This window comes from uncultured Veillonella sp., from assembly GCF_934230905.1.
Taxonomy (GTDB): domain Bacteria; phylum Bacillota; class Negativicutes; order Veillonellales; family Veillonellaceae; genus Veillonella.
This window is the reverse complement of the sequence record NZ_CAKQFJ010000043.1, coordinates 1-11,502: the sequence shown is the minus strand read 5'-3', so window position 1 is coordinate 11,502 and position 11,502 is coordinate 1. Positions and strand designations below refer to the sequence as shown.

10 protein-coding genes and 3 tRNA genes are annotated in these 11,502 nt (G+C 40.6%); all 13 read right to left on the bottom strand.

Annotation, left to right across the window (positions count from 1 at the left end; all coding sequences use genetic code 11):
- Nucleotides 1-266: 266 nt before the first annotated feature.
- A tRNA-Lys gene (locus tag Q0E20_RS09025) sits at nucleotides 267-342 on the bottom strand.
- A gap of 4 nt (nucleotides 343-346) precedes the next feature.
- Nucleotides 347-421 (bottom strand) — tRNA-Gln (locus tag Q0E20_RS09020).
- 24 nt (nucleotides 422-445) lie between these two features.
- Nucleotides 446-521: transfer RNA gene (locus Q0E20_RS09015), tRNA-His, on the bottom strand.
- 219 nt (nucleotides 522-740) lie between these two features.
- Nucleotides 741-1,580 carry a polyamine aminopropyltransferase gene (gene speE / locus Q0E20_RS09010; protein WP_295999245.1) on the bottom strand — a complete coding sequence of 280 codons (840 nt, stop codon included), beginning with the start codon at nucleotides 1,578-1,580 and terminating at the stop codon, nucleotides 741-743.
- Nucleotides 1,581-1,638: 58 nt separating this feature from the next.
- Nucleotides 1,639-2,265, bottom strand: coding sequence for a hypothetical protein (locus tag Q0E20_RS09005; RefSeq protein WP_295999242.1), 627 nt, complete (start codon nucleotides 2,263-2,265; stop codon nucleotides 1,639-1,641).
- 4 nt (nucleotides 2,266-2,269) lie between these two features.
- A complete protein-coding gene (locus Q0E20_RS09000; protein WP_005385683.1) occupies nucleotides 2,270-2,704 on the bottom strand; it encodes a peptidylprolyl isomerase in 435 nt (144 codons plus the stop codon).
- Nucleotides 2,701-3,408 carry a tRNA threonylcarbamoyladenosine dehydratase gene (locus Q0E20_RS08995; protein ID WP_295999240.1) on the bottom strand — a complete coding sequence of 236 codons (708 nt, stop codon included), beginning with the start codon at nucleotides 3,406-3,408 and terminating at the stop codon, nucleotides 2,701-2,703. The genes Q0E20_RS09000 and Q0E20_RS08995 overlap by 4 nt, the downstream gene beginning before the upstream one ends.
- Nucleotides 3,408-3,782, bottom strand: a complete 375-nt coding sequence (locus Q0E20_RS08990) for a VOC family protein (RefSeq protein ID WP_295999237.1) — start codon at nucleotides 3,780-3,782, stop codon at nucleotides 3,408-3,410. Before Q0E20_RS08990 ends, Q0E20_RS08995 begins: the two co-directional genes overlap by 1 nt.
- A 79-nt stretch (nucleotides 3,783-3,861) precedes the next feature.
- Nucleotides 3,862-6,945 carry an SMC family ATPase gene (locus Q0E20_RS08985; protein ID WP_295999235.1) on the bottom strand — a complete coding sequence of 1,028 codons (3,084 nt, stop codon included), beginning with the start codon at nucleotides 6,943-6,945 and terminating at the stop codon, nucleotides 3,862-3,864.
- Nucleotides 6,946-8,181 carry an exonuclease SbcCD subunit D gene (locus tag Q0E20_RS08980; protein WP_295999234.1) on the bottom strand — a complete coding sequence of 412 codons (1,236 nt, stop codon included), beginning with the start codon at nucleotides 8,179-8,181 and terminating at the stop codon, nucleotides 6,946-6,948. It abuts the gene before it with no gap.
- Nucleotides 8,182-8,245: 64 nt separating this feature from the next.
- Nucleotides 8,246-9,082 carry a deoxyribonuclease IV gene (locus Q0E20_RS08975; RefSeq protein WP_295999230.1) on the bottom strand — a complete coding sequence of 279 codons (837 nt, stop codon included), beginning with the start codon at nucleotides 9,080-9,082 and terminating at the stop codon, nucleotides 8,246-8,248.
- Between the two features lie 65 nt (nucleotides 9,083-9,147).
- The gene (locus tag Q0E20_RS08970; protein WP_295999227.1) at nucleotides 9,148-9,567 is read right to left on the bottom strand and encodes a Fur family transcriptional regulator; all 420 of its coding nucleotides are present in this window, start codon (nucleotides 9,565-9,567) and stop codon (nucleotides 9,148-9,150) included.
- A gap of 201 nt (nucleotides 9,568-9,768) precedes the next feature.
- A complete protein-coding gene (locus Q0E20_RS08965; protein ID WP_295999225.1) occupies nucleotides 9,769-11,322 on the bottom strand; it encodes a DEAD/DEAH box helicase in 1,554 nt (517 codons plus the stop codon).
- Between the last annotated feature and the right edge of the window lie 180 nt (nucleotides 11,323-11,502).

The window sequence follows — 11,502 nt, the reverse complement described above, 5'->3', positions numbered from 1 at the left end:
GTCAAAACCCGCACTCTGGCATATGTTCAATCATATGATTGATTACCTATCATTGTTCAGTTTTCAAAGATCTGTACATTAGGATTTCTAGCACCCTAACGACTTGTTAAAGTATATCAGTCATCTCATAAAACGTCAACTACTTTTTCAAGAAGTTTTATTTTAAATTTGACAACTTGTGTTACCACAATATACTTTTCCATCATAACCAAACTCTCTAACATTAGAGATAGAAAACTCACAAACTTTCGTTTGTGAGTTTTATTTGGTGGCTCATCCGCGACTCGAACGCGGGACACCCTGATTAAAAGTCAGGTGCTCTACCAACTGAGCTAATGAACCATGTTGGCAGGGGTGGCTGGGATCGAACCAGCGCATAACGGAGTCAAAGTCCGTTGCCTTACCACTTGGCGACACCCCTACAATGATTACGATGTGTAGGTTATGGGGTGAGTAGTGGGGATCGAACCCACGCGTAACGGAGCCACAATCCGCCGTGTTAACCGCTTCACCATACCCACCACCTTGTAGGTATCGAAGACCTTGTCTTCGTAACAAAGAGAATTATATCTGTTTTAGAAGTTTGTGTCAACAACTTTTTCCAACTTCATTTAACTTTCAGTTTCGAAATCAGTACGTTGTATACTTCTACTATAAAACCCTTTCACATCCTAATAAAAAGGAAGTACCACCGTTAAAATATTTCTTAACGAATGGTGCTTCCCTATTATACATATAAATTATTTATTTGGCAAATAGTTTTTTACAAAATTTGGTAATGCAAATGCAGCCTTTTGAATATCCTTGTTATAGTATTTAGTTTCAAAGTTTTGTTCGCGGTTTGGCGACCATGTTAAAGGATCATATTTTTTTGATCCAATCGTAAAGCAATGCATACCTGCTGGATAGATTGGAATATATGCCGTATATAAACGAGCAATCGGAAAATGATTATTTACATAACCAAACACTTTCTTTACTAGAGGTTGATGAAGCATAGGTGATTCAGTTTGTTGCACAAACAAGCCATCAGATTTAAGTGCTTTCAGAGTATTCTTATAAAATTCTTCCGTAAATAATCCTTCGCCAGGGCCAATCGGATCTGAGCAATCAACAATAATAACGTCATAGTAATCTTCGGCCTCTGCCATAAAGCCAATTCCGTCACCAATCTTTACTGTCAGCTTAGGATTGTTTTCAATCATAGCCTTAGAAATAGTAGGTAAATATTGTTTTGCTAATTCTACAACTTTACCATCAATCTCAACCATGGTAACTTCTTTAACGCAATCATGGCGTACGCATTCTCTAGCTACACCGCCATCACCGCCGCCGATAATCAATACCCGTTCTGGATTTGGATGTAAAAACAATGGTACATGAGCAATCATTTCATGATAGATAAACTCCTCCCGTTCAGACGTTTGAAATACACCATCTAATGCAAGCATCATGCCATATTCTTTAGACTTAAATACTTCAATTTTTTGAAATTCAGATTCACCAGAATAAAGTACCTCTTCTGCTTCAGCACTGAGACGCAAATGAGGAGTTTGTTCTTCCGTTATCCATTGACTCATAATAGCCTCCTATATAGATAGAGCGATAGCTTTCACCATCGCCCTCCTAATATTAATATTATTTCTTAGTTATATAACAGAATCCGCCACCCAGTATGGTATCTTGCAACCAATGAACTAATGAAAAATCACGAATTTCACCTTCATCAAAGATACCACAGCGAATGTCATCACCATCTATAAATAACTTATAGATGGGCACCCAATGCCATGTATACAGGGCTTTTTCCTTCCCTTTATGACGATTGAGAAATGCTACAGGAACATCATAACTTAAGGCAGCATGAATAAATTGAGCAGCCGCATCAATTTCTACGCGAGATGCTGAAAATGGTGACACATTAAGCATATGCACTTCATAAGGCAATATTTTATCCTCAAATAAGCGACTTAAGCCACGTTCCATCCATTGCGTTTTATATACACCACCGCCAAAACGAGGCTTCACATAATTCCATACAACATTCATGCGTTCTAATGCCAATGTATAATCAGCTGCAGTAGACACATCTAGTAGTCCATCTCGAAATTCCGAATAGCTCAACACCTGTGTCGCCGTAGTAGGTCCGCAGCCAGATAATCTTTGCCACTCATCATCAAACCATTCTTGATCGTAACCATGTGACGTTTCACCGTTTACATCGATATATAGCCATTCCGGATGTTTAATAGATACATCATTCATAAGATTAACCTTCGATTACTTCCACAGTTTCCATGATAGCACCTTGATGGATACCATCAACTACATCCATACCTTCAATTACTTTACCAAATACAGTATGAACACCATCCAAATGAGGTTGTGGTTCATATACAATAAAGAATTGACTACCACCTGTGTTAGGGCCACGGTGAGCCATAGACAATGCCCCACGTTCATGTTTATGCGGATTACCAATCAACTCGTCTTTAATGGTATAACCAGGACCGCCTGTACCATTGCCATTAGGACAACCACCTTGCGCTACAAACCCAGGAATAACACGATGAAAACGAAGGCCATTGTAAAAACCTTTGTTAATTAAGTCAATAAAATTTTGTACTGTGCCAGGCGCTTCTTTATCAAATAATTCAATTACAATATCGCCGCCGTCAGCCATATGGATTTTTGCTTTTTTCATTGTTCAGGTACCTCCAAAATTGTACGCAGCACGTGAGCTGCTAATATAAAACCTGCCACTGGTGGCACAAAACTACAAGTTCCTGGGCTTGTTGCTTCGCCACGAAACTGTGGTTTTGTCGGTTTTTCTGTAGAAAATAAAACTAATTGTTTTTTAATGCCCCGTTTCTTGAGTTCCCGCCGCATAACGCGTGCTAACGGGCATGTATGAGACTTATTGATATCTGCAATCATAAGTTTTTCTGGGTAAAAGCGATTACCACCGCCCATACAAGAAATAACAGGAATGCTTTCACGTTGACAAACCTCAATAATATTGAGTTTTGCCGTTACCATATCAATAGCATCAATTACATAATCAACATTCAAACTTTGGATAAATCCTGGATAGGTCTCCTCTGTATACATAATGTCGTAAGTTTCTATCATTACATCAGGATTAATGGAAAGAGCTCTTGCCTTTGCCACCTCAACCTTACGTTTTCCAATAGTATCGTGCGTTGTAATCATTTGACGATTTAAATTACTAGGTGCAATGGAATCACCGTCAATAATAACGATGCGCCCCACACCAGCACGCACTAGCGCTTCAAGAGCACCACCACCAACACCACCAACACCAAAGAGCGCGATGGATGTATCCTTTAATGCTTGGATTTTATCTGGGCCAACTAACCACTCTAAACGAGTTAACATATATTCCATTAATATTTACCCGTTGGAATGATTTCAGTCCAATATCCATCTGGATCAGCAATGAAATAGATTCCCATATCAGAATTTTCATAGGCAACAACGCCCATCTCTTTATGTTTTTTTAGTGCGCCTTCGTAGTCATCTACATAGAATGCCAAATGGAATTCATTGTCCCCTAAATTATAAGGGCGATCCCAATCACGTAACCATGTAAGTTCTAACTCATGTGCAGTATATGGACTTTTTAAATATACAAGTGTAAACGCACCACTTGGGTCCTCCAAACGGCGAGACTCTTCAAGTAACAAGGCCTCTTTATAGAATGCTAAACTCTTATCAAGATCTTTAACATTTATATTATTATGAGCAAACGAAAACTTCATAGGACCTCCTTTATTAAATACAGTATGTTTTTGTAGGAATTATCCTCTTTTAATAGTATCACATTTTATAAATTTATAGCTAGTTAATAACAAATTTTGCCGTACTACCATCATCGGCACGGGTCACTTCTAAATGGGCCGGTATACGAGTCTCTAATTCAGGTACATGGGAAATCATTCCAATCAAACGCCCTGAGGACTGCAACTGTACCAATGTTTCCATCGCTAAGTCCAATGTATCAGGGTCAAGTGTACCAAACCCTTCATCAATGAACATCGTATCCATATGAATGCCGCCGGCATAACTTTGAATCACGTCGGCAAGACCTAAGGCAAGGGCCATAGATGCCAAGAATGTTTCTCCCCCTGACAAAGTATTCGCCGGTCTCGATTGTCCTGTGAAAGCGTCCATTACGGCCAAATCGAGGCCTTGCTTGCCACGACCGCCACCAGTATAATCAGAACGTTCCAAAGAATAACGGCTACGGCTCATCTTTTGAAGACGTAAATTGGCTGCATAAACAACCTCATCTAAAATGGCCCCCAATACATAGCGCTCAAAGGTGACATTTTTAAAACCTTGTTCACCACCATTAGCGAGATCATTCAATCGACTTAAGAAGGCTACCTTCTCTCGGGCCTCACCCATAGCCAATTCAATATCCTCTAGCGAAGTAAGTGTAGTTTCTATATGCTGTGTTTCTTTGTCCCAAGCCGCTAAATGGCCTACCAATGTATCACGCCGTTCTACCGCACCCGTATATACCTCGTCAGAAACGGTATCACTAGGTTTAACTACAGTGTCTGCGGCCTTTAATGCCGCATCATACACCGCCTTAGCTGTACTGAATAATTCTTCCAATGAGTGCAGCTCAGTTTTAAAGGTATCTAACACGTTATAATCACCCAATGCATCTACAAAATCCCCTTCAGCTAAAGAAATCTTTTGTAATGATTTTTTATATTTCTTATGCAATGCATCAAGATTTTTTGTATCTTCCTGCACTTGCGCAGATAAGGTTTCTAGACGTCCCCGCTTAGCATTGAGCTTTTCTCGAGCAGTATCGAGGTTCGTTTTACAAACTTTCACCTGTTCATCGTAATCTGTAAGCTCAGACACCAATGACTCCTTCTCTTTATGCCACACAGCTATATCCGTGGTCGGCAAACTTTCAGAAAGAGCATCAATCTTAGCTTGAATAGAACTCATCTGAACCTCGAAGTCGTGTAAATTTTTAAGTAACTCGTTATGGCCAACCTCGGCTTTCGCGAGTTTATCTTTAGCCTCACTCAAAGCCTGTTCTTCTTTAGCTATAGTTTTGCTTAATGTTTCAGTATCACTACGTAACATTGTGAGCTGTTCCATTTGAAAGGAAAAATCTAGTTGAACAGAATCAAAAGCAGCTTCAGAAAACTCATCAATACATGATTTAAGTTTAGAAACTTGATCTTTAACTTGCTTATCTAACGCATTTAGACGAGCAATTAAAGTTTCCTTTTGTCCAATTTCGCTAGCCTGCTTTTGTAACTCCGCATCACGTACTGCACGAGCCTCTTCTATTTCCTCTTTACTAGGGTATAGCTCAGGCTTGGATGCTAACTGCGGATGATCTATTGCTCCACATACAGGGCAAGGCTCATTATCTACCACTAAATGAACAAGTTCAAATGCTCGACCCTCTGCCATCAAATGTTCTAATCGATCAAGCTGTACCTTCGAAGTCTTTACCGATTCATCTAGAGTCGCTAAATACCTTTCTTTAGCATCGATATCGTTTTGAACCGCCTGTTTCTCTGCTACCAATTCAGAATATCGTTGCAAATGGCTTAGCTGTTCTTGGATACGAGGAATAGATTCTAACACTTTACTATTATTTTGTAGCTGCTTTCTCGATACTACTAACTCTGCCTCTAAATCAGATACGATTTTGTGCTGTACCTGTAAATTAGCTTCGCTTTTCTCACAGTCCTGTGTTTCTAAGTTACTCTTTAATGTGTTCAATTCCTTATTTAGCACTGCTAACTCATCAAATGTCTCTGACTGTTGTTGAAGTTGAGCCAGCGTAGTTCTTTTGGCTTGCATGATTTCAGCTTGAGATTCTAACGTTCCATAAGCCTCTATACATTTAGCCTCATGCTGAATTGCAACCTCCACACTTTTTTCTGCATCTGAAAGTGCCGCTTCCAATGTTTTTAATACACTCTGTTTATCAGTAAATTGTTTATATAGCTCATAACTTGGTGTTAAACCAGTGAGGAACTGAACCTTTTCACTTAAACCGGAGCGCTCCTCTTCTCTTGCTTTTACCAAGTCTAATTTAGCCGTAGCCTCGATAAGAGATTGTTGAGCTTGGTTATATACGGCCCACTCATTACACAATGTATTGAAATGGTCCACTTCACTAACCGCCTTATCACGTTCAATTACCATTTCATCACGAAGAGGAGCCCGCTTAGCCAATAACTCTCGTACATGCTCAATAGTTAATACCGCTGTGTCCTCATCATGAGGAATAGACTGTATCAAAGCTGACTGTTTCATCAGATTCTCTTCGATACCAGCTTTTGCTTCATCAAAAGCTGATTTAAGAGCCTCTTGCAGTTTTCGATATAGTTCTGTTCTAAAGAGCGTATGTAGTAATTCCTCTCGTTCATTTGTGGAGGCTACAAGGAGTTTTCTGAATTCCCCTTGAGGCAATAGAACCACTTGTAAAAATTGATCTTTACGAAACCCTATAATGCGTTGAATTGTATCGCGAATAGCGGCGGCAGAGGTAGCAATGACCTTCCATTCACCATCTTTCATTTCGTATACAGTAGCACTAGCGTTCTGCTCGCGCATACCGGTACCCCGTTTTTTGGCTACCATTTGTTTCGGTAGTCTTTCAACACGATACTGAGCATCGCCGATGGCAAAGGAAAAGTCCACGCGCGTCATCCGCTTAGGTTCAGCAAAATCACTACGAATAGCATCAGTTTTACGTACGTCTCCACTAGGCTCGCCATACAAGGCATACACCATAGCGTCTAAAATGGATGTTTTCCCTGCCCCTGTAGGGCCGGAGATGAGGAACATAGAATGATTTTCTAATTGACTAAAGTCCAATGTAACCGAATCACGGTATGGACCAAAGGCTTCTATTGTTAGTGATATAGGCTTCATTTAGTCCTCCTTGATAATTCGATTCCACACAGAGTCGATATATGACTGTTCGGCCTCTGTTAACGGTTCTTTCCACACGGTTTCTGCAAACTGATTAAATAATTGACGTTCATTTAATTCTTTGAATACGACGTCGCCCATGTCCGCCACCGGTGTTGCTATACGACCGGCTAATTCAATGGTCATACATCTATGATAGACCTGACGCAACTTAGCCATGCCATCCATGATAGGCATCGTATCTAACAGACGAGCTTGTACATAATCATCCTTATGTTTTGTTTGAAGGACTTTATTATTCAAGAGGTCCTCAAAATAACCTTCCAATATGACTACATCGCGCTTCGCCTCTACAGGGATTGTACTAATATCTACCTTCCCCTTTGTATCCATATCAATAATGGTGAAAGATTTCTTCTGCCCCTGTTCATCAAAGGAATACTTTAATGGCGACCCGCTATAGCGAATATGGTCTGCCCCCATCCGTTGCGGTCCATGTAAATGTCCAAGGGCAGTATAGTGAAAGTTTTTAAAAACATGAGGGCTCACCTGTTCACTGCCACCGACAGACAAGGTTCGTTCAGAACCACCCACTTCGCCCCCCATCACAAAGGCGTGACTAATGGCAAGACTAGGCATCCCTTTTGGCACTTGTTGATATAGACAATCACTCCAAGCCTGATACATTTGATCATAATTATGTAAGTTACATGTGGGCTCCGACTCTTGTTCATCAGATTCTACATAGGAAAATAGAGAATCTTCAGCCTCAGAATCAACTGGTTTTGATTCACTAGCGCTCAATCCCAATGCATCACCTATGCGACGCGGTTCACTAAATGGCATAGGACAAATGGCCACCTTACCATCAGAGCTTTCAAACTCAAAGGGCTGTAACGCATGATGAGGAGAACCCCAAATATGAATACCGGACCGGCTTAACATAGACCGTCCCACTTCAAGGCGTTCTGCCCCATCATGATTACCACTTACTACAAATAGAGGTACCTTATAATCCATAGCAAGACGAGTCATGATGGAATCCCACAATTCGATGGCTTCAATAGGAGGCACCGCTCGATCAAATACATCCCCCGCAAGCAAGATGCCATCGATTTTTTCTTCTTTCAAAATAGTAAAGAACTGATGCTCCAACACATGAGCTTGGTCATCTGTTAAATACTGACCATAAAAAATACGCCCCAAATGCCAATCAGCAGTATGTAAAAAACGCATTGTATCCCCCTTTCCAGTTCTCCCTATACCAACAGTATACGACTAGCTCAACGGCCCTAGTAAATTATTGATTCTCTACGATAGAACGCAACATGGCAATTTCCTTCGCGTACCCATCTAATTCATTTGGTGTTTCCAAATAGAATGGTAAGTTCGTCAATTTAGGATGCGTCACAATACGAGCAATCGCATCGATACCGATATGACCTTCTCCGATTTTTTCATGACGATCCTTATGAGCCCCCATAGGATTTTTAGAATCATTCAAGTGAATAGCCTTCAAACGATCAAGACCAACAATACGGTTGAACTCATCAATAACACCATCAAGATTGTTGACGATATCATAACCACCTTCATGGATATGGCACGTGTCAACACATACGCCCATGTATTCCTTTAGTTTAACACCATCAATGATGCGCGCAATTTCTTCAAAACGGGAACCAATCTCCGTTCCTTTACCAGCCATGACCTCTAAAAGAACGGTCGTTTTCATGCCTGGGAACAGGATTTCATTCAAGCACTCCACGATATATTCGATGCCTTGGTCTACGCCTTGTTTTACATGGCTACCTGGATGAAAGTTATACATTTGACCTGGTAAATATTCCATGCGCTCTAAATCTTCTTTCATAGATTGTTTCGCAAAGGCACGCAAATCTTCCTTAGCTGCACATGCATTATATGTGTATGGTGCATGTGCCAACAAGGTGCCAAAATTATGCTCCTTCATATATACACTAAGACTATTCATATCGTCTACATCGAGGGCACGCATGCTACCACCGCGCGGATTGCGCGTAAAGTATTGAAATGTATTGCCACCAATCTTAGTGGCTTCCTTCCCCATATGTAGATATCCCTTTGATATAGATAAATGAGCTCCTATTGTAAACATTATATATCCTTTCAACTCTATATGACTCAAAAACCCCCTGCATGAGTATACGCAGGGGGCATCTGTTAGTGACTTTCTTTTTTAGCACATTCTGGGCATACGCCTTCAAATGTGATTTGCTGTCCTGTAATTTGATATGCACTAGCTTTACCAGCCATATCAGCGATAGCATGAAGATCGACATTCATCATATCTTCTACTTTGTTACAACGAACACAGCGAATGTGTGCATGAGCTGTTGTATCCCAATCGTAATGTGCGCGTTCATCGCCCACTTCCAATACTTTAACAAGGCCAATTTTTTCAAAAATTTCCATTGTTTTATATACAGTTGCTAAACTCATGCTTGGATGTGTAGGACGCAAGCTATGATAAATCATCTCTGCTGTTGGGTGATTGTGATGACCACGCAAAGCATCATAAATTGCAATTCGTTGAGGGGTTACCTTAAACCCTTCGCTTCGCAAAATTTGTGCGATATCCATAATAATCTACCTTTCTCCACTTGGAAACATCTCGGTACTCTATCGTCCATTTTCAAACAATAATTATTATTTATTGTACCATTCTAGTAGATTTTAGGCAATAAAAAACGTGGATTTATACAATCCACGTTTTCATAACTTGTGTTTAATAATAATCATACTATTTACTATGAATATACATTAAACAAAGTTCATACCATATTAGTCTTTAAAGTACGGTTTAAAACCTTCACTTTGATAACGAGGTTTACGATCACCTCTAGGACGGTCGCTACAACGATCATCGCGACGACGGCTATCACGGCGGTCACCTTTGCGATCATCACGGCTACGGCGAGGACGGTCATCACGGCGGCGGTCCCCATCTCTACGACGATCTCCATCACGGCGACGACGATCACCACGACCACCTTCACGGCGACGACGTACGCGTAAAGGTTTTTCTTCTGTAATATTTACAGGTGTTGTATCCGGTTCTTTAGTAAGCAACTTAAGTGCTGCTGCAATCAATGTAACGGAATCAGTATCATTCAACAACTCTTCCGCATTCACCTTAAATGGTGCCAACTCATCTGTATTGCCAGCCATTTCAATTAAGCTTTCAACAGCAAGGCGTTGTTGGCCTTCCAAAACTTCGCCCAAAGATGGAGCACGACGTTTCGCAATTTTACGTTTTGTTAAACGTTCAATAGCATGAAGGTGTTCGATTTCACGAGGGATAACAAATGTATAGGCTTCACCTGCCTTACCTGCACGGCCTGTACGACCTACGCGGTGCGTATAGCTTTCAGGATCTTGAGGCAAATCATAGTTATATACATGAGATACGCCGGAAATATCAAGACCACGAGCAGCCACATCAGTAGCTACAAGGATATCAATTGTACCTTCACGGAATTGACGAATTACACTATCACGTTTTTGTTGTGATAAATCACCATGAATACCTTCCGCCATGTAGCCACGTTTTTTGAGGGCTTCTGTTACTTCATCAACACGACGTTTAGTACGTGTAAAGATGATAGCCAACTCTGGCGCTTGTAAGTCGAACAAACGGCACAACACATCAAATTTTTGACGATCTTGTACTTCGATATAGTATTGTTCAATTAGATCCATCGTTACTTGCGTAGGTTTCATACGAATCAACGTTGGTTCTGTGAGGTATGTTTCTGCTAACTCGCGAATTGCTTTAGGCATCGTCGCAGAGAATAGCAATGTTTGGTGATCTTCTGGGATTGCCCCTAAAATTTTGTTAATGTCGTCTACAAAGCCCATGTTCAACATTTCATCAGCTTCGTCAAGAACGACAATCTTAACATCTTCAAATTTAATAGAACCGCGGTCCATATGGTCCATCAATCGGCCAGGTGTGGCAACGATGATTTGCGGATGTTTTTTCAATGCACGGAATTGACGGTTAATATCTTGGCCACCATAGATAGGTAATGCCGTAATATCCGTATACTGAGCCATTTTATTAAGCTCTTCTGCTACTTGAATAGCTAATTCTCGTGTAGGGGACAAAATCACTACTTGAACGTGACGATTACTGCCGTCTACGCGTTCCAATACAGGTAGGCCAAAGGCCGCTGTCTTACCAGTACCTGTTTGAGCTTGACCGATCATGTCTTTACCGCTCATGGCAACTGGGATAGCTTCCTGTTGAATTGGCGTAGGCTCTTCAAAGCCCATATCGTTTAACGCACGTAGAACAGGTTCGCTAATCATTAATTGTTCAAATTTTTCTAACATCTAAATGTGTTTCCTCCTATCGCACACGAATTATGCGCGTTAGAATAGTATATCATATTTCGATAGTGAAAGCTACAAAAGTAATTCTGAATCTAAATTAAACATCTAGAGTAATCAAACATTTGTGACAAATACTTATGCCTTTTGATTCATAAAGTACTCTGTTATAACTTGGTTCGG

Bases quoted from the DNA above. Each gene is read 5' to 3' on its own strand.
- speE (WP_295999245.1), bottom strand. From the start codon at position 1,580: ATGAGTCAATGGATAACGGAAGAACAAACTCCTCATTTGCGTCTCAGT.
- Q0E20_RS09005 (WP_295999242.1), bottom strand. From the start codon at position 2,265: ATGAATGATGTATCTATTAAACATCCGGAATGGCTATATATCGATGTA.
- Q0E20_RS09000 (WP_005385683.1), bottom strand. From the start codon at position 2,704: ATGAAAAAAGCAAAAATCCATATGGCTGACGGCGGCGATATTGTAATT.
- Q0E20_RS08995 (WP_295999240.1), bottom strand. From the start codon at position 3,408: ATGGAATATATGTTAACTCGTTTAGAGTGGTTAGTTGGCCCAGATAAA.
- Q0E20_RS08990 (WP_295999237.1), bottom strand. From the start codon at position 3,782: ATGAAGTTTTCGTTTGCTCATAATAATATAAATGTTAAAGATCTTGAT.
- Q0E20_RS08985 (WP_295999235.1), bottom strand. From the start codon at position 6,945: ATGAAGCCTATATCACTAACAATAGAAGCCTTTGGTCCATACCGTGAT.
- Q0E20_RS08980 (WP_295999234.1), bottom strand. From the start codon at position 8,181: ATGCGTTTTTTACATACTGCTGATTGGCATTTGGGGCGTATTTTTTAT.
- Q0E20_RS08975 (WP_295999230.1), bottom strand. From the start codon at position 9,082: ATGTTTACAATAGGAGCTCATTTATCTATATCAAAGGGATATCTACAT.
- Q0E20_RS08970 (WP_295999227.1), bottom strand. From the start codon at position 9,567: ATGGATATCGCACAAATTTTGCGAAGCGAAGGGTTTAAGGTAACCCCT.
- Q0E20_RS08965 (WP_295999225.1), bottom strand. From the start codon at position 11,322: ATGTTAGAAAAATTTGAACAATTAATGATTAGCGAACCTGTTCTACGT.